The organism is Nocardioides sp. CPCC 206347 (assembly GCF_048654605.1).
Classification (GTDB): Bacteria; Actinomycetota; Actinomycetes; order Propionibacteriales; family Nocardioidaceae; genus Nocardioides.
In genome coordinates this window covers 835,997-862,735 of the sequence record NZ_JBMCYZ010000001.1, presented here as the reverse complement: position 1 = coordinate 862,735, position 26,739 = coordinate 835,997, and the positions used below count along the sequence as shown (strand labels likewise).

At 70.0% G+C, this 26,739-nt stretch carries 29 protein-coding genes; 16 read left to right on the top strand and 13 right to left on the bottom strand.

All coding sequences use genetic code 11. The features are described 5' to 3' along the window. The first annotated feature begins 28 nt into the window (after positions 1-28). The 5 genes from ACOACQ_RS04120 (at position 29) to ACOACQ_RS04100 (ending at position 4,114) form a co-directional block, all read left to right on the top strand. Positions 29-760, top strand: coding sequence for a ComF family protein (locus tag ACOACQ_RS04120; protein ID WP_420287658.1), 732 nt, complete (start codon positions 29-31; stop codon positions 758-760). Between the two features lie 518 nt (positions 761-1,278). Further along, positions 1,279-1,905: a ribosome hibernation-promoting factor, HPF/YfiA family gene (hpf, locus tag ACOACQ_RS04115; protein WP_378602286.1), complete on the top strand. Its 627-nt coding sequence runs from the start codon at positions 1,279-1,281 to the stop codon at positions 1,903-1,905. A gap of 147 nt (positions 1,906-2,052) precedes the next feature. Then, the gene (locus ACOACQ_RS04110) at positions 2,053-2,712 is read left to right on the top strand and encodes a response regulator (RefSeq protein WP_378602289.1); all 660 of its coding nucleotides are present in this window, start codon (positions 2,053-2,055) and stop codon (positions 2,710-2,712) included. 167 nt (positions 2,713-2,879) lie between these two features. Continuing rightward, positions 2,880-3,503 carry a ClpP family protease gene (locus ACOACQ_RS04105; RefSeq protein ID WP_420287657.1) on the top strand — a complete coding sequence of 208 codons (624 nt, stop codon included), beginning with the start codon at positions 2,880-2,882 and terminating at the stop codon, positions 3,501-3,503. Next, positions 3,500-4,114, top strand: a complete 615-nt coding sequence (locus ACOACQ_RS04100; RefSeq protein ID WP_420287656.1) for a ClpP family protease — start codon at positions 3,500-3,502, stop codon at positions 4,112-4,114. The genes ACOACQ_RS04105 and ACOACQ_RS04100 overlap by 4 nt, the downstream gene beginning before the upstream one ends. Here ACOACQ_RS04100 and ACOACQ_RS04095 read toward each other — a convergent pair. After that, positions 4,074-4,361 carry a helix-turn-helix domain-containing protein gene (locus ACOACQ_RS04095; RefSeq protein WP_378602298.1) on the bottom strand — a complete coding sequence of 96 codons (288 nt, stop codon included), beginning with the start codon at positions 4,359-4,361 and terminating at the stop codon, positions 4,074-4,076. The two genes, ACOACQ_RS04100 and ACOACQ_RS04095, sit on opposite strands and share 41 nt — an antisense overlap. A 101-nt stretch (positions 4,362-4,462) precedes the next feature. On the opposite strand from ACOACQ_RS04095, the gene ACOACQ_RS04090 reads away from it, so the two are divergent. Continuing rightward, positions 4,463-5,668, top strand: a complete 1,206-nt coding sequence (locus ACOACQ_RS04090) for a winged helix-turn-helix domain-containing protein (RefSeq protein WP_420287655.1) — start codon at positions 4,463-4,465, stop codon at positions 5,666-5,668. 36 nt (positions 5,669-5,704) lie between these two features. On the opposite strand, the gene ACOACQ_RS04085 is transcribed toward ACOACQ_RS04090, so the two are convergent. Genes ACOACQ_RS04085 through ACOACQ_RS04050 form a run of 8 tightly spaced genes read right to left on the bottom strand, consistent with a single transcriptional unit; the run spans position 5,705 to position 13,748 of the window. Continuing rightward, complete coding sequence (locus tag ACOACQ_RS04085) at positions 5,705-6,850, bottom strand: MlaD family protein (protein WP_378602304.1); 1,146 nt, start codon at positions 6,848-6,850, stop codon at positions 5,705-5,707. Then, positions 6,847-7,815 carry an MCE family protein gene (locus tag ACOACQ_RS04080; RefSeq protein ID WP_420287654.1) on the bottom strand — a complete coding sequence of 323 codons (969 nt, stop codon included), beginning with the start codon at positions 7,813-7,815 and terminating at the stop codon, positions 6,847-6,849. The genes ACOACQ_RS04085 and ACOACQ_RS04080 overlap by 4 nt, the downstream gene beginning before the upstream one ends. Continuing rightward, positions 7,812-8,960, bottom strand: coding sequence for an MCE family protein (locus ACOACQ_RS04075; RefSeq protein WP_420287653.1), 1,149 nt, complete (start codon positions 8,958-8,960; stop codon positions 7,812-7,814). The genes ACOACQ_RS04080 and ACOACQ_RS04075 overlap by 4 nt, the downstream gene beginning before the upstream one ends. After that, positions 8,957-9,940 (bottom strand): MCE family protein, encoded by a 984-nt coding sequence (locus ACOACQ_RS04070; RefSeq protein ID WP_420287652.1) that lies wholly within the window; start codon positions 9,938-9,940, stop codon positions 8,957-8,959. The genes ACOACQ_RS04075 and ACOACQ_RS04070 overlap by 4 nt, the downstream gene beginning before the upstream one ends. Then, positions 9,940-10,992, bottom strand: coding sequence for an MCE family protein (locus tag ACOACQ_RS04065; RefSeq protein WP_420287651.1), 1,053 nt, complete (start codon positions 10,990-10,992; stop codon positions 9,940-9,942). Before ACOACQ_RS04065 ends, ACOACQ_RS04070 begins: the two co-directional genes overlap by 1 nt. Beyond that, positions 10,992-12,089 (bottom strand): MCE family protein, encoded by a 1,098-nt coding sequence (locus ACOACQ_RS04060; protein ID WP_420287650.1) that lies wholly within the window; start codon positions 12,087-12,089, stop codon positions 10,992-10,994. The genes ACOACQ_RS04065 and ACOACQ_RS04060 overlap by 1 nt, the downstream gene beginning before the upstream one ends. A gap of 4 nt (positions 12,090-12,093) precedes the next feature. Beyond that, positions 12,094-12,942 (bottom strand): MlaE family ABC transporter permease, encoded by an 849-nt coding sequence (locus ACOACQ_RS04055; RefSeq protein ID WP_378602325.1) that lies wholly within the window; start codon positions 12,940-12,942, stop codon positions 12,094-12,096. Further along, positions 12,939-13,748, bottom strand: a complete 810-nt coding sequence (locus tag ACOACQ_RS04050) for an MlaE family ABC transporter permease (protein WP_378602328.1) — start codon at positions 13,746-13,748, stop codon at positions 12,939-12,941. Before ACOACQ_RS04050 ends, ACOACQ_RS04055 begins: the two co-directional genes overlap by 4 nt. 138 nt (positions 13,749-13,886) lie before the next feature. Here ACOACQ_RS04050 and ACOACQ_RS04045 point away from each other — a divergent pair, with 138 nt between their 5' ends. The 8 genes from ACOACQ_RS04045 (at position 13,887) to rodA (ending at position 22,125) form a co-directional block, all read left to right on the top strand. Then, positions 13,887-14,645, top strand: coding sequence for a MerR family transcriptional regulator (locus tag ACOACQ_RS04045; RefSeq protein WP_378602331.1), 759 nt, complete (start codon positions 13,887-13,889; stop codon positions 14,643-14,645). A 4-nt stretch (positions 14,646-14,649) separates the two neighbouring features. Further along, positions 14,650-15,501, top strand: a complete 852-nt coding sequence (locus tag ACOACQ_RS04040) for an oxygenase MpaB family protein (protein ID WP_378602334.1) — start codon at positions 14,650-14,652, stop codon at positions 15,499-15,501. Positions 15,502-15,544: 43 nt separating this feature from the next. Beyond that, positions 15,545-15,952: a nucleoside-diphosphate kinase gene (gene ndk, locus ACOACQ_RS04035; protein ID WP_378602337.1), complete on the top strand. Its 408-nt coding sequence runs from the start codon at positions 15,545-15,547 to the stop codon at positions 15,950-15,952. A gap of 213 nt (positions 15,953-16,165) precedes the next feature. Further along, positions 16,166-17,197: a rod shape-determining protein gene (locus ACOACQ_RS04030; protein WP_378602340.1), complete on the top strand. Its 1,032-nt coding sequence runs from the start codon at positions 16,166-16,168 to the stop codon at positions 17,195-17,197. Continuing rightward, positions 17,197-18,168, top strand: a complete 972-nt coding sequence (gene mreC, locus ACOACQ_RS04025) for a rod shape-determining protein MreC (RefSeq protein ID WP_420287649.1) — start codon at positions 17,197-17,199, stop codon at positions 18,166-18,168. Before ACOACQ_RS04030 ends, mreC begins: the two co-directional genes overlap by 1 nt. Then, positions 18,165-18,755, top strand: coding sequence for a rod shape-determining protein MreD (gene mreD / locus ACOACQ_RS04020; RefSeq protein WP_378602346.1), 591 nt, complete (start codon positions 18,165-18,167; stop codon positions 18,753-18,755). The genes mreC and mreD overlap by 4 nt, the downstream gene beginning before the upstream one ends. After that, entirely contained in the window at positions 18,755-20,884 is a 2,130-nt protein-coding gene (gene mrdA / locus ACOACQ_RS04015; RefSeq protein ID WP_378602349.1) for a penicillin-binding protein 2, read from the top strand. Before mreD ends, mrdA begins: the two co-directional genes overlap by 1 nt. A 2-nt stretch (positions 20,885-20,886) precedes the next feature. Beyond that, positions 20,887-22,125: a rod shape-determining protein RodA gene (rodA, locus tag ACOACQ_RS04010; protein WP_378602352.1), complete on the top strand. Its 1,239-nt coding sequence runs from the start codon at positions 20,887-20,889 to the stop codon at positions 22,123-22,125. 167 nt (positions 22,126-22,292) lie between these two features. On the opposite strand, the gene ACOACQ_RS04005 is transcribed toward rodA, so the two are convergent. Together ACOACQ_RS04005 and ACOACQ_RS04000 are read right to left on the bottom strand one after the other, a co-directional pair. Then, positions 22,293-23,627, bottom strand: a complete 1,335-nt coding sequence (locus ACOACQ_RS04005) for a hypothetical protein (RefSeq protein ID WP_378602355.1) — start codon at positions 23,625-23,627, stop codon at positions 22,293-22,295. Next, positions 23,624-23,983, bottom strand: a complete 360-nt coding sequence (locus ACOACQ_RS04000) for a hypothetical protein (RefSeq protein ID WP_378602358.1) — start codon at positions 23,981-23,983, stop codon at positions 23,624-23,626. Before ACOACQ_RS04000 ends, ACOACQ_RS04005 begins: the two co-directional genes overlap by 4 nt. 161 nt (positions 23,984-24,144) lie before the next feature. Between ACOACQ_RS04000 and ACOACQ_RS03995 the strand changes: the two genes are divergently transcribed. After that, positions 24,145-25,605: a wax ester/triacylglycerol synthase family O-acyltransferase gene (locus ACOACQ_RS03995; RefSeq protein ID WP_378602361.1), complete on the top strand. Its 1,461-nt coding sequence runs from the start codon at positions 24,145-24,147 to the stop codon at positions 25,603-25,605. Positions 25,606-25,608: 3 nt separating this feature from the next. Next, positions 25,609-25,782 carry a hypothetical protein gene (locus ACOACQ_RS03990; protein ID WP_378602364.1) on the top strand — a complete coding sequence of 58 codons (174 nt, stop codon included), beginning with the start codon at positions 25,609-25,611 and terminating at the stop codon, positions 25,780-25,782. On the opposite strand, the gene ACOACQ_RS03985 is transcribed toward ACOACQ_RS03990, so the two are convergent. Continuing rightward, positions 25,772-26,254 carry a DUF2505 domain-containing protein gene (locus ACOACQ_RS03985; protein WP_378602367.1) on the bottom strand — a complete coding sequence of 161 codons (483 nt, stop codon included), beginning with the start codon at positions 26,252-26,254 and terminating at the stop codon, positions 25,772-25,774. The genes ACOACQ_RS03990 and ACOACQ_RS03985 overlap by 11 nt on opposite strands. Position 26,255: 1 nt before the next feature. Beyond that, positions 26,256-26,738, bottom strand: coding sequence for a DUF2505 domain-containing protein (locus tag ACOACQ_RS03980; RefSeq protein ID WP_378602370.1), 483 nt, complete (start codon positions 26,736-26,738; stop codon positions 26,256-26,258). Between the last annotated feature and the right edge of the window lies 1 nt (position 26,739).

Below are 26,739 nucleotides of genomic sequence, written 5' to 3'. Positions count from 1 at the left end.
GCGACGGTGCGGTTGATGGGGTGGGGCGGTGCGCCTGCTGCCCGTGCTCGCCGACGGCTTCGTCGACCTGGTCCTCGGGTCGGCGTGCGTGGCCTGCCTCCGGCCGGGGCGGGCACTCTGCCCGGACTGCCGGGACGCGCTGCCTTCCGGGGCCGCCGTGCGCTGGCCCACCCCGACGCCACCCGGCCTGGTGCCGCCGTACGCGACGGGCGCCTATGACGACGCGCTGCGCTCGATGGTGCTCGCGCACAAGGAGCGGCGGGTGCTCGCCCTCGCCCGCCCCCTCGGGGACCTGCTGGCCTGCTCGGTCGGTCAGGCGCTGGAGGACGCGCGCTGCGGTGCCGGCGCCCCCGTCGTCCTGGTGCCCGTGCCCTCCCGACCTGCAGCAGTCCGCCAACGCGGACACGATCCGACCCTCACGATGACCCGGGCCGCCGCGCGCCGCCTCGCGGTCGAGGGCAGGACCGTGGCCACCCTCCAGTTGCTGCGACTGCGCCCCGGCGTCATCGACCAGGCCGGCCTCGACACGCGCGGGCGCGCAGCAAACCTCGCCGGTTCCATGGCGGCACCCTCCGCCGTCGTACGACGCCTGGGGGAGCGGTTCCCCCACGCCCATGTCGTGCTGTGCGACGACGTCCTCACGACCGGCGCGACGCTCCGCGAGGCGCAACGGGCGCTCGAGGCCACGGGCATCACCGTCCTCGCATCGGCCACCGTCGCGGCCACCCGGCTGCGTGACCGGAGGCCCAAGTTCGGGTGAAGCCTTTCGTCCGCTTCGACAACGGACTAACGTCTCTACATGGAGTCCGCCCGGGTCCGTGGTTGCGTCGTACAGGTGGGGCAGGCGCCCGGCCGGGTACGGCAAGCCGATGCCAGTCGCAGGCGAAACGGTCCACGTAAGTCGACCCCCGGGTCGACGATCACGGTGCGGCTTAGTCGTAAGTCCTGCCTCGGACCGGACGTCAGATACGTCCGAATCCGGGAGAAGGCCAGTAGTGGCACCAAGCTGCGGAAGCCTCAGCAGGCGATTGTGGGGACGAAGACCAGGTCGGCCGGGCGGACTCCTTCAATGGCGCGAGCGCGGCTTCGCCGCAGCGCGGGCAGCAAGCTGCCGCCGACGGCTCTCGCCGCGCTGCCGCGCACGCAGTTGGCTTGCGCGGAGCATCCCTTGGCTTGGCGGCAAGCCTTGGGCGCCGGCCCTCGCCGCGCTGCCGCGCTATCAATCGTCCCGCCCCAGGCGGCGGGAGCACCCATCACCGATTCCCATGGAGGTAACTGATGGACGTTGTGGTCACCGGAAGGCACTGCGAGATCTCGGACCGGTTCCGGGCGCATGCAACCGAGAAGCTCGCGAAGTTGGAGAAGCACGACCACCGCATCATGCGGGTGCACGTCGAGGTTGACTCCGAACCCAACCCGCGCCAGCACGACCACGCTGTCCATGTGGAGCTCACCGCGTACTCCAAGGGTCCGGTGATCCGGGCCGAAGCGGCTGCCGACGAGAAGATGGGCGCGCTGGACCTGGCCATGGACAAGATGGCGGCCCAGATGCGCAAGGCCGCCGATCGAAGGCGGGTGCACAAGGGACGCCCCGAACGGGTCTCGGTCGGACGGGCCCTGTCGGACCTGGAGATCGCGACCGACGAGGTGGCCGAGGACGACGTGTCGATCGAGCGCCAGGTCGGACCGATCACCGTCACCGGCGACGGCCCGCTCGTGGTCCGCGAGAAGACCCACCCGGCCAGCCCGATGACGCTCGACCAGGCGCTCTACGAGATGGAGCTGGTCGGCCACGACTTCTACCTGTTCGTCGACAAGGAGAGCGAGCGGCCGGCGGTCGTCTACCGCCGTCGTGGCTACGACTACGGCGTCATCTCCCTCGACATCGGCGCCCGGGAAGGCTGAGCCTGTCCGCAGATCCGATGGCCGGCCCGCTGTTTCCGGGGCCGGCCATTCGGCACGCGGCGGGCTAGACCGCCGTCGCATCGGGAAGTCGTGCCATGATGCCTGAGTGACGAGTGGGACAACGCCGAGCGGGACAGGGGGCAACGGGTGAGCGGACCGGTTCGCGTGGCAGTGGTCGACGACCAGGAGCTCTTCCGTCGCGGCCTGACGATGCTGCTCGGCATCGAGGCCGGCATCGAGGTCGTCGGCGAGGCCGGCGACGGTGCCGAGGGCGTGGCCCTGGCGATCAGCACCGTTCCCGATGTCGTCCTGCTCGACGTACGCATGCCCAAGCAGTCGGGCATCGAGGCGTGCGTCGCGATCAAGGAAGCGGTCCCGATGACGAAGATCATCATGCTGACCGTGTCCGACGACGAGGCCGATCTCTACGAGGCCGTCAAGAGCGGTGCCTCCGGCTACCTGCTCAAGGACTCCTCGATCGAGGAGGTCGCGCAGGGCATCCGGGTGGTGGCCGACGGCCAGTCCCTGATCAGCCCGTCGATGGCCGCCAAGCTGATCGACGAGTTCAAGACCATGTCGACGCCCGAGCGCACCGCGGGCACCGCGCTGAAGCTGACCGAGCGCGAGCTCGAGGTGCTGCGCCTGGTCGCGCGGGGCCTGAGCAACCGCGACGTCGCCTCCCAGCTCGCGATCAGCGAGAACACCGTGAAGAACCACGTGCGCAACATCCTCGAGAAGCTGCAGCTGCACTCGCGCATGGAGGCGGTCATGTACGCCGTCCGCGCGAAACTGGTCAATCTGGACTGACCGAGCGCGTCTTCGGAGGAGAAGGGGGCAGCAAGCTGCCGCCGACCTCCTCCCGCCGCGCTGCCGGTTGTCTGGACTGACCGAGCGCGCTCCGTGCTGCTGGGGGCGGATCCGCCCGCAGCAGCAAGCCCTTGGGCGACTCGTCGCGCGCTGCGACGCTCAAGTGCATGAACGCACCCACCGCGAGCTTCCTCGACGACGACCTGGGCAGGCGGCTCCTCGAGCAACGCACGATCCTGCTCGGGACCGAGCTGGACCAGACGCTCAGCAACCGCATCACGACGGCGCTGCTCATGCTCGCCGCCGATGACGAGAAGACGCCCATCTCCCTCTGGATCAACTCGGTCGGCGGGTCGGTTCCCGGCATGCTGGCGATCCGCGACGCGATGCGGCTGATCCCCAACACCGTCACCACGGTCAACCTCGGCATGGCCTACAGCGCCGGCCAGTTCCTGCTCAGCGCCGGTACCCCGGGGCACCGCTACCTGTTGCCCCACTCCAAGGTCCTGCTGCACCAGGGCTCGGCAGGCTTCGGAGGTACGGCCGGCGACATCGCGATCCAGGCGGAGACGCTGCGCGACAACCGCGACACCGTGCTCGGGCTGATCTCCGCCGACACCGGACAGCCGGTCGAGACGGTCGAGAAGGACTCCCGCCGCGATCGCTGGTTCAACGCGGAGCAGGCGATCGCCTACGGCTTCGCCGACCACGTCGTCGCGTCGCTGGCGCAGATCCGGCCCGCCCCGCAACGATCCCTCGGCCTGGGACTTCGCCCGGCGGTGTCGGCATGACGACCTACCCGATCCCCTACGTGACCACGCAGACCCCGCGCGGCGAGCGCACCACCGACATCTACTCGCGCCTGTTGGCGGATCGCGTCGTCTACCTCGGTACGCCGATCGACGACGGGGTCGCCAATGCCCTGATCGCCCAGCTGGTGCACCTGGAGTCGGAGAACCCGGAGGCACCGATCAACCTGTACATCAACTCACCGGGCGGATCGATCCCGGCGATGCTGGCGGTGTACGACGCCATGCAGTTCGTGCGCCCACCGGTCGAGACGACGTGCGTGGGCCAGGCCGTCGCCACCGCCGCCGTGCTGCTGGCCGGCGGTGAGCCCGGCCACCGGCAGATCCTGCGCCATGGCCGGGTGGTGCTGCACCAGCCGGCGGCCGAGTCCCGCGGCACCATCCCCGACCTGATCCTGGAGACCGAGGAGATCGAACGGGTGCGGTCCCTGCTCGAAGAGCTGTTGGCCACGCACACCGGGCGCACGCCACACCAGGTGCGCGAGGACACCGAACGTGACCTGGTGCTCACCGCGCAGGCAGCCGTCGACTACGGGCTGGTCGACGCGGTGATCACGCAGCGAGGCACACCGGGCCCGTCGGCGTACTCCTGATCGCGCGCGAGGCGACCTCGCGCACACTGCTGCCGAGGGCGCCGGCGATGGCGGCGAGGAGCTCGGAGCTGGGGTCCTTGAGGCCGCGCTCGAGCTCGGAGAGGTACTGGGTCGAGACGCCCGCCCGCTCGGCGACGTCACGCAGCCGCCAGCCGGCGGCCAAGCGTTGCTCGCGCAGCTGCTTGCCGACCTGCTCGCGCCACAACGGCTCGGGGGTGGGTGGCTTGAACGCGATGACCTGGCCCATGTCGGCCACGGTAGGTCGGTGACGGGCGGGGCGACGAATGGTTCTGCTGTCAGCAGAACGGCCAGGACGGCGGTGTCGGCGCGGTCTCCTAGGGTGGCGGCGTGAGCACCCAGACCTTGTCGCGCGCGCAGGCGCGCCGGATCGCACTGGGTGCGCAGGGCTTCCTCGACGCGCGCCACGCCACCCCGAACCTGCGGACCTTCGACCGCACCCTCGCCCGCACCGGCGTGCTCCAGGTCGACAGCGTCAACGTCCTGCAGCGGGCGCACTTCATGCCGCTCTACTCCCGGATGGGGCCGTACGACGTCGACCTGCTCGCGCGCGCTGCGGCCGGTCGGCAGCGCCGGGTCGTGGAGTACTGGGCACACGTCCAGGCGTTCATGCCCGTCGAGCTCTGGCCGGCCATGCGGCACCGGATGGACGCCCATCGCGCGAAACGGGGCAAGTGGTCCTTCGTGGCCGAGGACGACGCGCTGGAGGCTGCCCTGATCGCGGAGATCGCGGACCGCGGTCCGAGCACGGCGCGCGAGCTCGATGACGGCCTGCCGCGCACCAAGGAGCACTGGGGCTGGAACTGGTCACGCACCCGCCGGATGCTCGACTACCTCTTCACGGTGGGCGACCTGGCCATTGCCGGTCGCAACAGCCAGTTCGAGATCCGCTACGAACTGCCTGAGCGCGTGTTGCCGTCGGCCGTTCTCGAGGCCCCTGCGCTGACCGAGGCCGAGGCGCACGTCGAGCTGGTCCGGAGGGCAGCCCGGTCACACGGTGTCGGCTCGGCCCACTGCCTGGCCGACTACTACCGGATCAGGATCGGCGAGGCGCGGGTCGCGATCGAGTCGCTGGTCGACGCCGGGGAGCTGGAGTCCGTGCAGGTCGAGGGGTGGCGCCGTCCGGCGTACCTGCACCACGAGGCCCGGCTCCCGCGGCGGGTCCGCGCACGCGCGCTGCTCAGCCCGTTCGATCCGGTCGTGTGGGAGCGGGACCGCGCCGAGGCGTTGTTCGACTTCTTCTACCGGATCGAGATCTACGTCCCTGCTGCCCAGCGGGTGCACGGCTACTACGTCCTGCCGTTCCTCCTGGGCGACACGATCGTCGGCCGGGTCGACCTCAAGGCCGACCGGGCGAGGTCGCGCCTGTTGGTGCAGTCCGCGTGGTCCGAGCCGGGCGCACCCGCGGACACGGCGGCCGAGCTCGCCGCGGAGCTCCACCAGCTCGCCGGCTGGCTGGGGCTGGACGAGGTCGTCGTCGCACCGAAGGGCGACCTGGCGCCGGCACTGGCGGGCGAGGTCAGTGCGCAGGGGTAGCTGACCGGACGGTCGTCGTCGTTCTCTCCGGTGGGGCTACTGCCGGGGGACGGCACCGGACCCACGGCCCTGGGTGCCTGGGGGCGGATCGGTGCAGCGCACGTCGGTCACGGGTGCCCGGCGACGGGTGTCCTGGATGTCCCGCTGGACCTTCGTGTCGTAGATGCAGTTCCTGAGGATCCGGGGGACCAACGCGACCCGGCCGCTGCCACCGCGCGTGCTGCCGGCCATCACGTCGGCCTGCATCGGCACCCAGTCCAGCCAGTGCTGGAGGCCGCGGAGGTGACGCGCGGCCATCTCGGTCACCGGTACGCCGTTCTGCAGCATCCGGCGGAGCTCGGGTGAGGTCGCGCGCCACCAACGGTCCAGACGCGGCAGCAGGTCGAGCGAGGTCGTCACGGTCCGGCGGATGTCAGGGGTGGCCTTTGCGAGGGACGCGGCGATCAGCTCGAGGTCGTGCGACATCCCGCGGATCTCGGGAGAGAGCTCGGCCACGGTCGCCAGCGGCTTCTCGGCGCGTCGGGCGAGCAGGGTGAGATCAGGCTCCAGCCGCCGCAGCATGGCGAAGGCCGTCTCCATCTCGATGGCGAGGGCCCGCAGGTCGACGTCCTCCTCGGCGTTGCCGAAGATGGCCGCCGTCTCGTCGGCGATGGTGCGGATGTCCGCGACGTCGAGGTGGGACATCAGCCCCTGGGCGTGCGCGAGCACGTCGGGCACGTTGACCGGGACCGAGGTGTCCGAGACCGCCACGGTGGCTCCGTGGGCGAGGTAGGGCCCGCCGTCGCTCCGAGGCCGTACGTCGAGGTACTGCTCGCCCACGGCGGACAGGTTGCGCACCTCCATCGTGCTGTCCTCCGGCACGTCGACGTCCGACTCGATCTCGAGCAGCGCGACGGCGCCGATGCCGGGTTCGGTGCCGAGGTTCACCTCGAGGACCTCGCCGATCCGCTGACCGCGGTAGGTCACGACCGAACCCTCGTGGAGTCCTGCTGCCTGGGGGAGCTGGACCGTGAGGTGGTACGGATTGCGGAACAGGGAACCACCGACGACGGTGTCGGCGACGTAGAGCACGCCTCCGATGAGGATGAACAGGATCAGCGCCTGCGCAAGGTGACTGCGCCGCTTCCACGCGCGGGCGGTGTCGGCGACCTGTTCCGTCGAGGTCCGTTCGATCGTGGTCATGGGGTCCCCGCCTTCGCCAGCTCAGCCAGGTCGAGCAGGAAGGTCAGGTCGAAGTTCGCGTAGTCACCCGGTGCGGCCAGGTCGCTGCCCGAGGCGAAGGCGACCAGCCCTTCCATCACGCCCTCGATGTCCTTGCGGCCGCGCAGCAGCGTGCGGACGACCGGACCCATGTCCTCGAGCTGGCTGACCAGGTCGTCGCGCACGGCACGCGTCAGCGGTGTCGCCACGACATCGAACTGCCGCAGTGACTCCATCGCGGCGACGAGATCGATGCGCTGGGCGTCGAACGACACGACCAGGTCGGTGAGGTCGGTCAGCGACCGGGTGATGTCCGGCAGGTCGCCGGCCAGTTTCCTGGTGAGCCGGTCCAGGGCGCGGGTGAGGCGGTCGATGCGGGGGAACTCGGTGTTCAGGTCGGTGACCGCGGTGTCGAGGCGACCGAGCAGGCTCCGAACGTCCTGCGCATTGCCGGTCAAGGCGACGTTGAGCTGCTTCACGATGGTCGAGATGTCGGCGAAGCTGCCACCGGTCACGACCGTCGACAGGGCCGACAGCAGGTCGGTCACGTCGGGTGCGGAGCCCGTCGCTGCCACCGGCAGGGAATCGCCCGCACGCAACGGCTCGCCCTCGGCGCCGGGGAACAGCTGGACGAACGCAGTCCCCATGGGTGAGGTCAGCCGGATCTCGGCCCGGGAGGTGTCGCGGAGCTCAACCGTGGTCGACAGCGCCAGCTCGACCTCGGCGACGTACTCGCCCGCCTCGACGGCGTTCACCTGCCCCACGGTCGCGCCGTCGAGCTTGACCGGAGCGTCCACGGGCAGGTTGAGGGCGTCATCGAACTCCACCGTGATGGTGTACGTCGGCCCGCTGACCAGGCTCGGCATCGGGACGTCGTCCAGGCTCAAGCCGCAACCGGAGGCGAGAGCACCCACAGCGAGGACCAGCGCAGCAGCCGTCGTTCTCATGCGGCACCGCCCAGCAACGTGGTGAAGAGCCCGTCGAGGACGGGATCGAGGAGGCCGGACCCGTCGGTGTCGAACAGTGCCCCACACAGCTCGGTGCCCGCCGAGCCACCGAGGGTCTCTGCGAAGACGGCGCAGCTGTGGCTGCGGAAGGCGGCCGCGAACGGACCGACGGCGAACGAGAACTGGACACGCAGGCGGCCCTGGTCCCAGTCGTAGGCCCGCGCGAAGTTCTCGGCCATGGTCGGCATCACGTCGAAGGCCTCCGACAGCGAGTCCTGGTTCTCCCGGACGATGCCGACGACGTCCGCGAGACCGGCGAGGTCCTCACCGAGGACCTCGCCGTTGTCCTTCAGGAACTGGTTGGTGAGCCGGGTCAGCTCGTCGAGGCTGCCCAGGGTGGCCACCAGCTCGTCGCGCTCGTCGGCGAGGACGCTGGTCGTGTCGGCTGCCGCGCGGGTGAACGAGCGCAGCTGTCGATCACGCTGGCCCAGCGTCGTCACCAGTTCGAGGAGGTTGGCCGTCACGGCGGTGAGGTCGGCGTCCTTGTCGTTGATCGCGGCCAGGGCGTCGCGGCTCTCGGCGAGCGCGCTGCGCAGGTGGGGGCCGTTGCCCTTGAGTGCTGCCGCAGTCGTGGACAGGGCCTCGCCGAGTCCCTTGCCGCCCTTGCCGTCGCCGAGGTCGGCGTCGAGGGCGAGAACCAGGTCGTCGATCGCCTTGGCGATCTCGTCGACCGTGGCGGGGGAGCGGGTGTGGTCGGCGTCGATGCGGGCGCCGGAGGCGAGCTTCGGGCCGCCGGTGTAGGCCGGCCCCAGCTCGATGAACCGGTCGGTCACCAGCGAGCCCTGCAGGATCTGTGCGCCGGCGTCCTTCGGGAGCTCGGTGCCGGGCTCGAGGTGCATGACGACACGCATCGACGTGCCCCGCGGTTCGACATCGACGATCTCGCCGATGTGCACCCCGAGGTAGGTCACCTCGTTGCCGACGTAGACGCCGGTGGTGTCGACGAAGTCGGCGCTCACCACCAGCGCGTCCGGGTCCTCGCCGTCGAGCCAGCCGAGCATGCGGACACCGGACACGGCGAGCGCGAGCAGGAGGGCGCCGGCCAGGAGGCCGAACACCTGACGCCGGTAGATGTGCGCGTTCACTGGCAGTCCTCGGGGGTGATCGAGCAGACCAGGTCGTCGGGAACGATGGCCCAGGGAGCGTTGACGCCGAGCCAGGGACCGTCGCCGGTGGCGTTGGTGAACACCCGCATGGTCGGCCCGGCCAGCTCCAGCGTGCGGTCGAGCAGCTTGCGGTGCCTGGTCAGCACCCCGACCACCGTGCGCAGGTCACGCAGCGCCGGCTTCAGCTGCGGCGCGGTCTTTCGTACGACGGCCGTGAGCCCGGTGACGAAGCGGTGGGCGTCGTCCAGCAGCGCCTGGATGGTGTCCTTGCGCTGCTGGACCATCAGCATCAGGGCGGTGCCGTTGGCGAGGATGTCGTCGAGCTCGTCGGTCTGGTCGAGCACCAGGCTGGTGACGGCACGGGTGGAGACGAGCAGGTCATCGATCTGTTGCTCGCGGTCGTTGACGATCGCCGAGACGCCGGCAATGCCGTCGAGGGCGTCGCGGATGGCGGTGGGCGCGATGTCCAGGTCCGTGGCCAGGACGTCGACAGCCTGCTGGATCCGGTCGAGATCGAGTGCTTCCACCTGCGGTGTCGCCTCGAGCCAGAACCGCTCGATGGTGTAGCTGTCGCTGGCGTGTTCGGCGGCGATCGTGGCGTCGTCGGCCAGTGGGCGCCCGTCGCCGGGAGTCAGGGACAGGAACCGTTCACCGAGGATCGAGAGCAGCTTGACCTCGGCGTTGCTGTCGTCGGTGATGCCGAGGTCCTCGGGGGACTGGGTGAGCGCGAACGTCACGTCGACCTCGTCGCGGTCGGCGCTGACCCCGGTCACCTTGCCGACCTTCAAGCCGGCGACCCGAACGTCGTCGCCTGCCTCGATGCCTGCGGCATGGTGCAGTCGCACGTGGTAGGCGGGCTCCCCGCCGATGCTCCTGATGCCGAGCAGGACGAGTGCGGCCACGGCGCAGATGACCACGATGCGCAACGGCCAGGCCAGGCGGCCCCAGGCGTCTCCCATCACCGGCACCTCTTCGAGTGGCGGTCGCCGGCAACGCCGAGATCGATGGACGGCCCACCGGCGAGCTTGAGGAAGTGGGTGCAGACGAAGACGTTGAGATAGCTGCCGTAACCGAGCGTCCGGAGGTAGACCTCGAGCTGTTGCGGGACGGCGGCGCCGGTGCGGGCGAGGAGGTCCTTCCTGTCGGCAAGGAAGCCGAACCACGGCTGCGCCAGACCTGTCACGTTGACGATCGGCCCGCTGACGCCGTCGACGAGGTCGGCAGTCGTGGCGGAGAGCCGGGCGATGCCGTCGAGGCTCGCTGCGATGCGATCACGGTCGGAGGCGAGCCCGCTCGTCAGTGAGTCGAGTCCGTGGACGAGCTCGGAGAGCTCGGTGCGGTGGTCGTTGGTGGTCTGCAGCACGAGGGTGACGTTGTCGACGACGCGGGCGAGGGTGTCCTCGCGGTCGACGAGGCCCGAGGTGAGGTCGGCGGTCTGCTCGAGGAGGTGCTCGATCGTGGGCCCCTGGCCCTGCAGCACCTGGACGATGTTCGTCGCGAGCTGGTTGAGGTCGCCCGGCTGCAGCAGCTCGAAGATCGGCTCGAACGCGTTGAACATCGCGGTCAGGTCGAGCGCCGGGCGGGTCCGTTCCAGCGGGATCCGGTCGCCGTCGGCGAGTCGCGCAGCGTCGGCGGTGCGGTCGGCACGGGTGAGGTCGACGTAGCGCTGACCCATCAGGTTGAGGTAGTCGATGGAGGCCGTGATGTCTTCGTGGAGGACCTGGTCCGCGGCCACATTCATCGTGACCACCGCGAGACCTCGCTCCTTGCCCGTTCCGACGCGCGTCTCGGTGACCCGCCCGACCCGCACGCCCGACACCCGGACGTCGTCGCCGGCCCGGAGCCCGGTGGCGTCGCGGAAGACCGCGGTCACGGTGATCGCGTCGCCACGCTGGGCGCGCGACAGGGTGCCGGACACCATCGCTGTCAGCACGACGGCCACCAGGGTGAAAACGGCGACCCCTGCCACCGCGCCCTTGTGGCGGCGCAGCTCGCTCAGTTGCCTGCCCATCAGCGCGCACCCCCGCAGTTGCCCCTGAGGCCTCGATAGGTCGGGCAGTCGGCGGGATCGGTCGCGTCGTAGGGGTTGAGCATCTCGATGGTGAGCGCGCCCTCCATCTGGATCCTTCCGCCCTGGACCGCCTTGGCGCCGTTGCGCAGCAGCGCCGGGACCTTCTGCAGGAGCTGGGCGAAGGCGGGGTAGCGCTGGGCGAAGACCTCGAGGTTCGCTGCGGTGGCGTTGAGCAGGCGAGCGGTGTCGGCGCCATGGGCCCGCAGGAACGAGGTGACGCCTTCGTCGCCTGCCAGCAGGGTCGACAGGCCACGCAACAACGTGGTGGTGCCCTGCTGCTCCTCGACCAGTGTCTTCGCGAGCGGCCGGGTGTCGCGCAGCGCCGAGATCAGCTGCGGCTCGATGTCGGCCATCAGGTCGGAGTCGTCGGTGAGCAGGTCGAGATCGCGCTGGACCTGGGGTTGCAGCTCCTCCCAGCGGCCGAGGAACGCGTCGCTGTCACGAATCATCGTGGCGAGCTCGGTGCCGCGGCCGTCGAGGGCGTCGGCGAGCTGGGTCAGGGCGAGGTCCCACTGGGCTGGATCGACGGAGGCCAGCAGCCGCTGGGTTGCCGAGAACGTGTCCATCAGGCGCACGGTGGTTGTCGACTCGTCGGCGCGGACGACGTCGCCGTCGCTCAGGTGCGTCGCGGCCGCCGCGGTCGGGGCCGGGTCGGTTCCGGAGGCGGCCACCAGGTCGACGTACTCGTTTCCGAAGAGGGTTCCCGGCAGCACCCGTGCAGTGACGGCGGCCGGGATGAGCTGGGCGTGCTGGGGTGCGACGAGCACCTGCGCCTCGGGGCCGGCCGGGTCGACCGACACGACGCGGCCCACCCGCAGCCCGTTGTACTTCACGTCGGAGTTGATGCCAAGGGTGTCGCCCACCGTGGGCAGCAGCACCCGCACCCGGACGTCGCTGCTCAGCACGCCGACTGCCTGCAGGGCGAGGAACCCGCCGAGCAGGCCGAGCATCAGGCCCCCGACCAGGCCGACTCCTGCCAGTCGCAGACGCAGGGTCCGCGGCGAGACCTGGGCGTGGGGATAGAGGAATTCGCTCATCGGTTCACCCTGAGATCTGGACCTGCTGGTCGGCGCCCCACAGCAGGAGCGTCAGCAGGATGTCGACGATGGTCAGGGAGATGATGCTGGCCCGGATGGCGCGGCCGGTGGCCCGACCGACGCCCTCGGGGCCACCGCTCGCAGTGAAGCCGTGGTAGCAGTGGATGAGGGTCACCACCGTGGTCAGGACGACCACCTTGATGGCGGAGTAGAAGACGTCGATCGGTGCGACGAACGTGCGGAAGTAGTGGTCGTACGTGCCGGCGGACTGGTTGTAGAACGTCGTGACCATGAAGTCGGTGGCGACATAGGTGCCGACCAGGCCGATGAGGAAGAGGGGCAGGACGATGACCCATGCGGCGATGAGGCGGGTGCTGATCAGGTAGGGGATCGGCCGGATGGCCATTGCCTCGAGGGCGTCGATCTCCTCGCTGATCCGCATGGCGCCGATGCGGGAGGTGAAGCCGCAGCCGATGCGGGCCGCGAAGCCGAGCGAAGCCACCATGGGAGCGAGCTCGCGGGTGTTCGCGTAGCCCGAGATGAACCCGGTCAGCGGGGCCAGCCCGATCACGTCGAGACCCTGGTAGCCCTCGAGCCCGACCTCGGTGCCGGTCAGGGTCGACAGGAGGAGTACGACGCCGACGACTCCGCCGCCGACCAGGAAGATGCCCGACCCGAGGGTCACCTCGGCGAGCACGCGGGAGACCTCGCCCCGGTAGCGAGTCAGGGCGAGCGGCAGTCCGGCGACTGCGCGCCAGGCCATCACCAGTTGCAGGCCGATCCCGGCGAGCGGCCCGACGACGGCCTGGTCGACGGCCTCGGCAGGCGAGGGGACATTCATGCGGTTGCTCATCCGATCGGTCCTCCGGCGAACGTGCTGTGCACCTGCGAGATCACGAAGTTGGCAGCGAACAGCAGCACGAAGTTGGTGACGACCGCGCTCGTGACGGCCTCGCCGACACCGGTCGGCCCGCGGTCGGCGTTGAGGCCCTTGTACGACGACACGACGGCGCAGATCACGGCGAAGATCGCCGCCTTGGCGAGGGAGAGGTACAGGTCCGACAGCTGTGCCAGCGTCGTCACCGAGGCCAGGTAGCTCCCGGGGGGAAGGTCCTGGATCACGACGCTGACCGAGAGCGTGGTGATGATGGTGAAGAACATGACCACGCCGTTGAGCAGGACGGCCACGGCGATCGTCGCGAAGAGCCGGGGCACCACCAGGCGTTCGATAACCGGGAGCCCCATGACTTCCATGGCGTCGAGCTCCTCGCGGATCCGGCGCGAGCCGAGGTCGGCGCAGATGGCCGAACCGGCCACGCCGGAGAGCATCAGGGCCGTGATCAACGGTGAGGCCTGACGCACGACGGCGAGGGTGTTGCCGGCGCCGGTGAAGGAGACCGCGCCGACTTCCTGCGCCAGGACGCCGACCTGCAGGGCGAGGATGATGCCGAACGGCACCGAGACGGCCAGGGCCGGCAAGGTGCAGACGCGGATGGTGTACCAGGTCTGGACGACGGTCTCTGCGACCGGGAAGCGCCGACCGGTGATGGCGTTGGCCGTCGAGGTGAACATCTTGCGGGCGAAGGCCAGCATGGCGACCAGCTCGACAAGTGGCTTGCGCAATGCGGGGAGCACCTTGCCCGGGCTGGTTGCCGACATGGATTCCCCCTTGCTCTCGATGGTGTGGCCGCGCGCAGAATGACAGTTCTACTGTGACACTCGATACTGTCCACTGGACCGCGTTCCGCGTCAAGCCCGACGTTGCCAGACTGAAATGACAGTTGTACTGTGACAGTTATGAGCGCTGCCTCCGTGGTTGATCCGGATCGGGACCCCGATGGGCAGGGGCTGCGCACCATCGACGAACTCGCCACCGCTGCTGGCCTGACGGTGCGGACGACGCGCTACTACGCGAGCCTGGGCCTGTTGCCGCCGCCGGCCCGCCGCGGCCGGATGGCCTGGTACGACGACACCCACCTCGCGCGCCTCGAGATGATCCGGGCGCTCCAGGGGCACGGCTTCACGCTCCAGGCCGTCGAGGGATTCCTCTCCTCCCTGCCGGAGGACGCCGGTGTCGAGGACCTCGCCGTGCAGCGCGCGATGCTGACGTCCTGGACCGTCGGTGCGCCTCAGGAGTTCACTCGCCGACAGCTCGACCAGCACGCCGGTCGGCGATTGAGTGACGACGAGATCGCACTCATCGAGGAACTGGGCATGGTGCACCGGTCCGGGAGTGAAGGTGGGGAACGGTTCACGCCCGTCCACGGCTTCGACGTGGCCGTCGCACTCCTCGACCTCGACATCCCCGTCAGCGGCATGCGTCTCGCGGGTGAGGCGATCTCGCACCACATGTCGGCCCTCGCCGTCGATCTGACCGGGATCCTCCGCGACGAGGTGATCGAGCCGTGGCGGCGCGAGCAGAACCACTCACGCGACGAAGCAGCCCAGCTCGAGGGCACGCTCGCGCGCCTGCGCCAGCTCACCCTCGACGCGATCGTGAGCGCCTTCCGCCGTTCCGCCAACGACGTGATCGCCCGATCGCTCCACCGGAGGTGACCCGATGACCGCCCAGCCCCACGAGACCCAGCCCGCCGACACCCAGCCCGCCGGCACCCGCTCGCCGTACACCGGCCCGTCGGCGTACGCCTCGATCGCCTCGGAGCAGGGAATGCTGCTGGCGGCAGGGTCTGCCGTGATGTACCAGCTCGCCGTTCCCGGGGTCGGGCTCGGTGTCGCCGAGCACAGCACGACCCTGGAGCGGCCGGTCGACCGGCTGCGCACCACGCTCACCTATGTCTATGCGATGACGCTCGGCACTCCCGAGGAGCAGCAGGCGATCGCGCGCATGGTCAACAAGGCCCACGGGCCGGTGCGGGCCGCGGGACGCTACAGCGCCTTCGACCCCGACCTGCAGCTGTGGGTCGCGGCGACGCTGTACCAGCAGGGCGAGTTCATCTACGAGAAGCTGTTCGGTCCGATGCCGGAGGAGATGCGCGACGGGTACTACCGCGCGTCGTGGATCTACGGCACCGCCCTCCAGGTCAAGGACGAGCAGTGGCCGCCGACGCGGGCCGACTTCCAGGTCTACTGGGACACGACGATCGCCGGTCTGGAGAGCGTGCCGTCGGTGCAGGACTACGCCCGGCGCCTGCTCTCCACCGAGGACGCGCCGCTGTTCAGCAAGCTCGTTCTCCCGCTGCAGGCCCTGATGACCCGTGGCAACCTCGACCCCCGGACCCGGGAGGTCCTCGGGCTCACGTGGTCGGCGAAGGAGCAGCGTCGCTACGACCTGTTCTGGAAGGTCTTTCCCCGGTTGTACCGGCTGATTCCCCGGCGCCTGCGCCACCTCCACGCCCACCTGATCCTGCGCGACATGCGTCGGCGCATGCGCAAGGGCGGCCGCGTCATCTGAGGCAGGGCGTCGCAGTCGGACCACACCTACTAGGGTCACTGCCGTGACCCAACGCACTCTCGTCCTCCTCAAGCCCGACGCGGTCCGCCGTGGCCTGGTCGGCAACGTGCTCGCCCGGTTCGAGGCCAAGGGCCTCACCATCGTGGCCCTCGAGCAGCGCCACATCGACGCCGCACAGGCCGACGCCCACTACGCCGAGCACGTCGAGCGGGACTTCTACCCGCCGCTGCGCGACTTCGTGACCAGCGGCCCGCTCGTGGCGCTGGTCCTCGAGGGCGACGAGGCGATCGAGGTCGTGCGTGCGCTGAACGGCGCCACCGACGGCCGCAAGGCCGCGCCCGGCACCATTCGCGGCGACCTGTCGCTCTCCAACCGCGAGAACCTCGTGCACGGCTCGGACTCGCCCGAGTCGGCCGAGCGCGAGATCGCTCTCTGGTTCCCGGCGCTGTAGGCGCAGGAACCGCCCGTCCCGTGTGACGGATGTGACTCCTGAGGCGCGCCGCACCGGCGTGCCTCCGCCCTGATCGGCCTCCGCTTACCTACTCTCACAAGCGGAGACCGTCGGACCGTGCGCCCGGTGGCCGCCCCGGTTTCGGCCGGCTTCCCCTAATGCGCGCGAGCGGACTGGTCGATTTCGGCTGGTCCGGCGACGTTGCGAGGAATCGTGAGGGCGAACTCCATCATCGGTCGGGACATGGCCGTGGATCTCGGTACCGCGAACACGCTCGTCTATGTCCGGCGCCGCGGCATCCTGCTCGACGAACCCAGCGTGGTCGCGCTCAACGACACCACCGGCGAAGTGATCGCCGTGGGACACCAGGCCAAGCAGATGCTGGGCCGCACCCCCGACAACATCACCGCCCTGCGACCGCTGCGCGACGGCGTCATCGCCGACTTCGAGGCGACCGAGCAGATGCTGCGCCACTTCATCGCGCGCGTGCACCGTCGCCGCTACTTCGCCAAGCCGCGGATGGTCATCTGCGTGCCGAGCTCGATCACGCCCGTCGAGCAGCGTGCCGTCAAGGAGGCCGGCTACCAGGCCGGCGCCCGCCGGGTCTACGTCGTCGAGGAGCCGATGGCCGCCGCGATCGGCGCCGGGCTGCCCGTCCACGAGGCCACCGGCAACATGATCGTCGACGTCGGCGGCGGCACCACCGAGGTCGCCGTGATCTCCCTGGGTGGCATCGTCACGTCGCTGTCCATCCGCACCGCCGGCGACGACCTCGACGCCGCGATCATCGCGTGGATGAAGAAGGAGCACGGCGTCATGCTCGGCGAGCGCACCGCCGAGGACGTCAAGATAACCCTCGGCAACGCGTTCCCGCGGCCGGGCGAGCCGGAGGGGGAGGTGCGGGGCCGTGACATGGTCTCCGGCCTGCCGCGCACGGTGGTCGTCTCCAGCGCCGAGATCCGCCAGGCCCTCGAGGAGCCGCTGCACTCGATCGTCGACGCCGTGCGCGTCACCCTGGACCAGACCCCGCCCGAGCTCGCCGGCGACATCATGGACCGCGGCATCGTGCTCACCGGCGGGGGAGCGTTGCTCCGCGGCCTCGACGAGCGGATCCGCCACGAGACCGGCATGCCCGTCCACGTCGCCGACGACCCGCTGGTGTCGGTCGCGATGGGTGCGGGTCGCTGTGTCGAGGAGTTCGAAGCCCTCCAGCAGGTGCTCGTCACCAACCCCCGGCGATTCTGATGACCCTCGACACCCGCCCGGTGCGTTCGCCCACCCCTGCGCCCCCCCCTTTGCAGGGCAGCAGTGGTCGTCGTACCCCGGCACGGGACGGGGACGACCGAGGTCGACCCTCCCGCTCGCTGGTCGTGGCGCTGGTGCTCGCCTGCGCCGCCCTGATGGTCGTGGACAAGGCCGGCGGCGACGACTCGCCGATCGCGCCGGTCCGCCGCGTCGTCGGCGAGGTGATCGGACCGGTCCAGGCCGGTGTCGCCACGGTCGTCCGGCCCGTCGCCGGCGTTCCCGGGGCCTTCCGCGACAACGGCTCGTTGCGCGACGACGTCGCTGCGCTCGAGGCCGAGAACGCGGCGCTGCGCAACCAGCTCGGCAAGGCCGGGTACGACGACCAGCGGTTGCAGGACCTCGAAGGACTCCGTGCCGTGGCCGGTGACCTCGGCTACGCCCTGGTGCCGGCGCGCGTGATCGCGATCGGCGCCGCCCAGTCGTTCTCCAGCACCGTCACCCTCGACGCGGGCTCGGACGCCGGACTGCGTCCCGACCTGACCGTCGTCGCGGCGCAGGGCCTCGTCGGCCGGATCACCTCGGTGACCAGCCACACCGCCACCGTGCTCCTGATCGTGGACAGCTCATCGGCCGTCGGTGGCCGGATCGGTGACAACAAGGAGCTCGGCTTCGTCAACGGACACGGCACCCTCGGTGAGGACGACCGCCTCGAGATGGAGCTCGCCGACCGCAACGTCGTCCCGAAGGTCGGCCAGCAGATCGTCACGTGGGGGAGCGAGGGCGGCTCGCCGTACGTCGCCGGCGTGCCGATCGGCAAGGTGACCAAGGTCTACGAATCGCTCCGCGAGACCTCCTACCGCTCGGTGATCGCGCCGAACGTCGACTTCACCGCCCTCGACCTGGTCGGCGTGGTGGTGCCCTCGGGCACACCCGGCCGCGTCATCGAGGCAGACGGGAGCCTGACTCCATGAGGACCAACTCCGCCGGCCGTCTTCTCGCCGTGATCGTCGCCGTCGTCGCCGCGCTGATGCTCCAGGTGACCGTCCTGCCGCACTTCGCCTGGCGCGTCGGCGGCCTGGGGGTCGTACCGGACCTCGTGCTGCTCGTCGTGGTCGCCACCGCGCTGGCGACCGACACCCGCTACGCCACCCTGACCGGGTTCTTCGCCGGGCTGGTGCTCGACATCGCGCCCCCGGCCGACCACCTCGCGGGCCGCTGGGCACTGGCCCTGACCGTCGTCGGCTACGTCATCGGCCGGCTCGCCCACGACAACACCGCCGAGGTGGCCCGGTTCGAGCCCGACGGCGTACGACGCCCGCCGCTGAGCCTGGTGCTCGCGGCCGCTGCCGGCGCCTCCTTCGTCGGGACGTCCGTCTTCGCGCTCAGCGGCGTGTTCCTCAACGACGCCGGTGCCGGTGTCGGTGACCTGCTGCCCGTCGCGCTGGTCGCCCTGCTGCTCGACGTCGTCGCTGCGCTCGTGGTCGTCCCCGCCGTCTGGTGGCTGCTGCGCCGTCTCAGCGCCGATCGCGCCGCCCAGACCCAGTGGGCGCGCGCCTGATGGCTGCAACCCCGGGCGGCGCCTCGCATCGCAGTCGGCTCCGGCTGATCGTCATCCAGACCCTCGTCTTCTCGTTGCTCGCGACGCTCGGCGCGCGGCTCTACTACCTCCAGGTCATCTCGGGGGAGCAGTACCAGGGCCAGGCCGCCTCGCAGTCGGTGCGCGAGATCGTCGTCCAGCCCCAGCGCGGCCTCGTCGTCGACGCGATGGGCCGTCCGCTCGTCACCAACCGCCTCACCTGGGTGGTCTCGCTGGACCGGACCCTTCTCGGCAGGATGTCCGAGGCCGACCGCACCGAGCTGTTGCGCCGCACCGGCAAGGCGATCGGGATGCCCGTGAAGGCCATCGAGGGCAAGTTGTTGCTCTGCGGCCAGAGCGGTTCGAACGCCGGCGAGTGCTGGAACGGGTCGCCCTTCCAGGCAGTGCCCGTCGCGCTCGACGTGAAGGAAGCCGCCGCGCTGCGGATCCTGGAGCAACCCGAGGACTTCCCGGGCGTCGTCGTCGACCGGCAGAGCGTGCGGCAGTACCCGTCGCCGTACGGCATCAATGCGGCGCACCTGCTCGGCTATGTCAGCCCGATCACCAAGGAGGAGCTGGACGACGCCGAGGACTCCGGCGACAGCTCGGTCAACGGTGCCTCGGTCGTGGGCCGTGCCGGCGTCGAGAAGGAGTACGACGAGTGGCTGCGCGGGCAGCCGGGCTACCAGCAGGTCGCGGTCGACTCGAAGGGTCGCGTCCGACAGGACGTCTCCGACCTCGAGGCGCAGCCGGGTGACACCCTCGTGTCCACGATCGATGCCCGGGTGCAGGGCATCGTCGAGGAGCAGCTTGCGAAGATGATCAAGACGCAGCGCGCCACGACCGACCCGGTGACGAAGCGGAAGTTCGAGGCCGACTCGGGCGCCGCGATCGTGATGGAGGCGAAGACCGGGCGGATCATCGCGATGGCCAGCCAGCCGACGTACGACCCGGGCGTCTGGGTGGGCGGCATCACCGACAAGCAGCTCGAGCGGCTGTACTCCGAGGCGGCGGGCACCCCGTTGCTGTCGCGAGCCTTCCAGGGCCAGTTCGCCCCCGGCTCGACGTGGAAGCCGTTCATGACGGTCGGGGCGCTGACCAACGGCTACTCCCGCGACACCGTCCTCAGCTGCCCCTCGGCGGTGCAGATCGGCAACCGTGCGTTCCACAACCACGAGTCGCACGCCTATGGCGCGATCGGGTTCGCGCAGGCCATCGCGGTCTCGTGCAACACCTTCTTCTTCCAGGTCGGCATGAAGTTCTGGCAGAAGTTCGGGTCCGACCCCGACGACGTCAACGCGAAGGATCCCCTCGTCGAGGAGGCCGAGGCGTTCGGCTTCGGTGAGCAGACGGGGATCGACCTGCCGGGCGAGGCCTCGGGCCGGGTGGCGGACCGCAAGTGGAAGCTCGCCTACTACAAGTCGATGAAGGACTACTACTGCGGGATCGCGGCCAAGCCGCAGGACAAGAAGACGTCCGACTTCGTCTACAAGTTCTCCCGCGAGTTCTGCGTCGAGGGCTGGAAGTACCGCCTGCCCGACGCGGCCAACTTCGCGATCGGCCAGGGCGACACCATCGTCACGCCGCTCCAGCTGGCCCGCGGCTACGCAGCGATCTCGAACGGCGGCACGCTGTGGGAGCCCCGCGTCGCCAAGGCGATCGTCTCGCCCGAGGGCGAGGTGATCCGCGAGATCGCCCCGAAGAAGGACCGCAAGCTCAAGATCCCGGCGAAGGTCCTGAAGTACCTCGACGACGCGCTCAAGAGCGTGGCGCTGCCGGGCGGCACGATGGCCTGGAAGCTCGGTGGCTTCCCGATCGACAAGGTGAAGATCCGCGCCAAGACGGGCTCCGCGGAGGTGTACGGCAAGCAGTCGACCGGCTGGGTGGCGTCGTACACCAAGGACTACGTCGTCGTGATGATGATGACCCAGGGCGGTACCGGGTCCGGGTCCACGGGTGAGGGCATCCGTGCGATCTGGGAGGCCTTGTACGGCGTCGACGGCGAGAAGGTGAACCCCGACAAGGCTGCGATCCCGGGCGTCACGCCGCCGACCGCGTTGCCGACCTTCGCCGAGGACGGCTCGATCCTTCCCCCGGCCCGAAAGGACTGATGATGAGCAACCGCATCCAGGCCACGCGGGCCTCGGCCGTACGTCGACCGCACCGCACCACCGCCTCACGGCGGGTTTCCTTCCTGCGCTGGGGCGACATCGACCAGGTGCTGCTCGGTGCCGTCGTCCTGCTCTCGCTCCTGGGCTGCCTGCTGATCTGGTCGGCCACCCTCGAACGCGACGACCTGACCGGTGGCGACACCCGCGCCTTCCTGGTCAAGCAGGTCATCAACCTCGGCATCGGCCTGGGCCTGATGGCGATGGTGGTGATGACCGACCATCGCTGGGTGCGGATCCTCGCTCCGATCGGCTACCTGGTCGCCATCGGTGGACTGGTGCTGGTGCTGGTGATGGGCTCGACGATCAACGGGTCCCGTTCGTGGCTGATCATTGGCGGGATGTCCCTGCAGCCCGCGGAGCTGGCCAAGCTGGCCGTCGTCGTCGGGATGGCACTGGTCGTCGCCGAGCGCAGTGAAGGTCGCTGGCGCGACCGGGTCGGCACGGTCGACGTCCTGCTGATGCTGCTGGTCGCCGGCGTGCCCGCCGTCCTGATCCTCGCCCAGCCCGACCTCGGCACCATGCTCGTGCTGACCGCCACGGTCTTCGGAGTGATCGCTGCCTCCGGCGCACACCGCCGCTGGCTCGCCCTCCTCGCCGGTGGGGGACTCGCCGCTGGTGCGTTCGCCGTGCTGAGCGGCTTCCTCGAGGAGTACCAGGTCGACCGCTTCCTCGCCTTCACCAACCCCCAGCTCGACCCCAAGGGCGCCGGCTACAACGTCGAGCAGGCCCGGATCGCGGTCGGCAACGGCGGGCTGTTCGGCCAGGGGCTCTTCGAGGGCTCGCAGACCCAGTCCGGCTTCGTGCCCGAACAGCACACCGACTTCGTCTTCACCGTCGCCGGCGAGGAGCTCGGCCTGGTCGGCGCGGCCGTGATCGTCGCGTTGCTCGGTGTCGTGATCTGGCGCGCGTTGCGGATCGCCGCTCGCACCGACGACGTGTTCGGTCGGATCGCCGCCGCAGGCATTGCCTGCTGGTTCGGGTTCCAGGCGTTCCAGAACATCGGGATGTGCCTCGGGATCATGCCGGTCACCGGCGTCCCGCTGCCCTTCGTCTCGTACGGCGGTTCGTCGATGTTCGCCGGCATGCTGGCCATCGGCCTGCTGCAGAACATTCACCTGCGGACGCTGACCGCACCGGCGTCGCGGATGGCGCCCCAGCAGCGGGTGCTGGTCCGCTCGTAGCGGCCGCTCAACGGAGGAGCCGGCTGTGCACCTGGCCGTGGCCGGGGTGGACCGGCCCGGCGGATCCACCGCTCACCTGGTTTCTGCCGGATTTGCACCAAGACACCCCGAGTGGTGGATCGGCGGGGCCCCTGAACCCTCGCGGTCAACCACCAGGCCCGTGGCGCTCAGGCGCTGAACAGCAGGAACAACCCGCCGGCGGTGAAGCCGACCATCACGAACAACAGCGGCAGCTGCCCGGTGACCTGATCGCGCTTCGGCAGCAGCGTCAGCGCGCGGTCATGGGCAGCGATCGCCGCCACCACATGGCCGATCACGACCGCGATCACCTTGATGCTGGCGAGCACGGACGGGTGGTAGGAGAACCAGTACGACGGCTCGATGCTCGCCGTGCCGAGGATGTCCCAGCCCTTGCCGAACGGGTCGCTGGCCCGTGCCAGTGTCTGCGTGCCGACGTCGATGAACAGCGTCAGGTAGTGGGCGAGGATGTAGCCGAGGATGATCGGCACGATCGAGTGGGCGTAGTGGCGGGGCAGGTCGCGCCTGCCGACGTCGCCCTTTGAGGACGTCAGGGCGCAGGCGACGGCGAACAGCACGCCGGCGGTCACGCAGAAGGCGAGCAGGGCGACGTTGTCGAGCAGCACCTTGCTGACGCTCGCGTCCTGGTAGGTCCGCACCCAGAAGGACGACTCCCGGAACGAGTCGAAGGCCGTGCTGCCGAACAGCACCGCCACGACGGCCACGAGGCCGGGACGTGGCTCGATCGTGGACAGGTTGGCCAGCGGACTGCGCAGCACCAGGCGATCGTCCACGCGGGCCCACGGCGACAGCTTGGCGATCAGCGAGGAGTAGACCTCGAACGGGTCGGCGCGCTCGTAGAAGCGGTTGCCGAAGACCGCGCCGCCGACGAGCATCACGCCGACGTACAGCGCACACCACAGGCGCACCGAGCCGAGCTCGGTCGGATAGCGGTAGGCCAGTTCCATCCACACGAAGGCGTAGAGGCCGAGCGCAGCCGGCCAGTGGCCGAGGCGCTCGGGATAGGTGAACAGCCCGACGTCGGGGTCGCTCCCGGCGAGCTTCGCGATGCCGGCGTTGATCGTCCGTACCGGGCTGATCGCCCGCCACACGGGGCCGAGCAGCGCGGACGCGATGACCAGGCCCACCCACCACCAGACGTAGACGATCCCGAAGAACGGGTTGGTCAGGGTGTTCTGGCCGCCGACGGCGCAGGCGACGGTGAACGCCGCGATGAGGAGCCCGAGCACCCGCAGGCCCACCCGGAAGTACGTCGACGAGGTGACCTGGTCGAGCACCGGCAGCGCGGCACGGGCGGGGTGTCCGATGCGGCCTGATTCGTCGTACCGGGGTCGCCGCCAGGCGACGATGAGCACGGTGAACGAGACGACGAGGGCGGCCACCGCGCCGGAGACGGCCAGCTCCAGCGAGATCGGCAGGTCGGCCTGGCCGCCGATGCCGTGCGCCTGGGGTGCGCCGTTCAACGGACTTCGAGCTGGACGATGACCTGGTCCAGTTCATGCGACTCGACGGCCACGACGCCTGGGCGGTCGATCTGGATCTTGAACGTCTCGGTGCCCGCCTGGTAGGCGAACTCCTGCTCGGGATCGGAGTGCACGTGCAGGGTGCCTGCGGCGTCGGAGGTGACGACCAGGTCGACCGGCTGGCCGGCACCCACGTCGACCCGGTCACCGCTGGGCTCGATGGTGCCGTCCTTCTGGGTGATGTCGACGACGACGACCTCGTCGGTGTTCGTCTTGTCATCCTCACCGCAGGCCGTCAGGCCGGCAAGCAGGGCGATGGTCGCGATGGCCGCGCCGGCGGTTCGCAGCCGCTGCATGAATCCTCCTCGTGATGGAGCCTCGATCGTGGACCGTGGAGGTCCTGCTCCGGGTTCTCTGTCAGAATCTCACGGTGACCCCAACGCGTCCGGAATGGGGCCGGACGTCGTAGCGCTGGTGGGTCCACACAGAGGCTGGAGATACGACCGTGGTGGATCGGGTGCGACCGCGCGACCTGACGTTCCTCGCTGAGGAGACGCCGGAGACGCCGCTGCACAACGTCACGATCGAGATCTTCGATCCGGGCGAGGGCGAGGACGCGTTCGACCATGCCCGGCTGGTGCGCCTGATCCGTGATCGGATCGCGTTCGTCCCGCGGTATCGCCAGCGTCTCCAGAGCATCCCCGGCCACCTGGCGAACCCGGTCTGGGTCGACGACGAGAGCTTCGATCTCGGCTTCCACGTACGACGTTCGGCACTGCCGCGCCCCGGTACCTCCGAGCAGCTGCTCGAGCTCGCCTCACGGATCGTGTCGCGCCCGCTGGACCGCACGCGTCCGCTCTGGGAGATCTACTTCGTCGAGGGGCTCGAGGGCGGCAGGGTCGCGCTGCTCTCCAAGACCCACCAGGCCCTCGTCGACGGCGTCCACACCGTCGACCTCGGCCAGCTGCTGCTCGACCTCCAGCCCGAGGCCCGGGCGCTCGAGCCCGACGACTGGTCGCCGAAGCGCGCGCCGAAGCCGGCCACGCTGCTTGCCGGCGCCGTGCGCGACAACCTGTTCGACGCGTCGGCACTGCTCGACACCGTGCGGACGGGCTCCCGCGCCGTGGCCCGGAATGCTGACCGGCGCTCGGCGCCGGCGCGTGCGTTCCTCGGTGCCGCGACCGGCCGTCGCCCGAAGAACCGCGGTGTCATCAACGGGCCGCTCTCCCAGCAGCGGCGCATCGTCACCGTCGAGACCCGCTTCGCCGACTACCGGCGGATCCGTGAGGTCCACGGCGGCACGATCAACGACGTCATCCTGGCGACCCTCACCGGTGCGCTGCGTTCGTGGCTGATGACCCGCGCAGAGTCGCTCGGTGGCATGCGCCAGATCCGCGCGGTCGTGCCGGTCTCGGTCATCGACGAGGAGCTCGAGGCCACGTCGCTGGGCAGCCAGATCGCTGCCCACTTCGTGGACCTCCCCATCGGAGAGCAGAGCCCCGTCGTCCGCCTGCACCAGGTCTCGTACTCCTTCCAGGGCCACAAGGACACCGGACGCAGCGTCGCCGCCAACCGGCTGGCCGGCATCGCCGGATTCGCACCGACGACCTTCCACGCCATCGGCTCCCGCGTCGCTGCGACAGAGCTGCGTCGCGGCTACCAGCTGTCGGTGACCAACGTGCCCGGCCCGCAGGCCCCGCTGTTCGCCGCCGGCGCCCGGATGCTGGCCAGCTACCCGGTGCCGCCGCTGGTGGCCGGCCACCCGCTCGCCATCGGCGTGACGTCGTACGACGGTGGGGTCTACTACGGCCTGACGGCGGACCGGGACTGGATCCCCGATGTCGACCTGCTCGGCGTCTGCATCCGCGAGGCGCTCGACGAGCTGCTCGACCTGTCGTCGCCGACCCGCCAGCGGGCACCCCGCGGCCGCCGCGGCGTCAGGGCGGTCCCGAAGCCGGGCGCCAAGGGACGGGACTGACCGGTGAGTGCCATGGTTGCGCAGCACCTCGGGACGCTGCACCCGTTGGAGCAGGCGTTGACGATCGTGCTCGCCTTCGGTCCGTTCGTGGTGCTCGGGATCGTCATCGCCTTCCGCCGGCGCGCTGAACGCGCCGAGGAGAGGCGAGACGAGGCCGCGGACCGGACTACCGGCTGAGCCAGGCCTTTCCGGTCCGCTCCTCGGCCCGCAGGGCGCTGCCGATGAGCTTGGCGATCAGCTCCTCGACCTTGCCGCCGACGAGGGGAATCTTCACCGTGACCTGGAGGTCGACGGTCTCGGTGGTGACGCCGTCGACCTCGACGAGGGTGGCGGTGCCGCGCATCTCGCCGGGCTTGCCCGGGATCGTGATGTGGACGTCACCGTGCGTGGGGCTCGACCACTTCTCGGTCTGGAGGATGGTGGTCTCGGCGCCCACGATCTTCTTCGCGAAGGACGGGACCCGGTCGGTCGGCTGGGTCATCTCGATCCGGACGTCCTTGCTGGTGACGTCGCCGTCGACCTTGACGTTGAACGCGGTCGCGCGCTGGTTGGTGCACACCTCCTCGCGGAAGGAGGCGTCGGACAGCATCGCTGCGACGGCGTCGGCGGGCGCGTCGTAGACCATCGTGTGGAGCAGTCGTGTCGCCATGTCAGCGGTTTCCCTTCAGCCAGGCCACGCCCACGGAGTGCTCCAGGGTCATGCCTGCGTCGATGTTGTCGGTCATGAGCTTCTCCAGCTTGCCGCCGATCACGGGGACCTTCACGGTCACCTCGAGGTCGAACACGTGCCGGGTGGTGCCGCCGTCCTCGACGAGGGCCACGGTGCCGACAGCCTTGGTGGGCTTGCCGGGCGTCTCGATCGAGTAGGTGCCCGAGGTGGGGCTGGCCCACTCCTCGCGCACGAGGGCGTGGCTGGTCTCGCCGGCGATCTTCTTGGCGATGGCCGGCAGGCCTGCCGTGTTCTGCACCTGGTCGATGAGGATGCTGACGCCGTCGCCCTGGGGCGTACTGGTCACCTCGATGGACACGACCTGCTGTGCGGCAGCGACCTTCTCCCGGAACGCCGGGTCCGCGAGCATCGCGAACACCTCGTCCGATCCCGCCTGATAGGCGAGTTCACGATGGAACTTCATG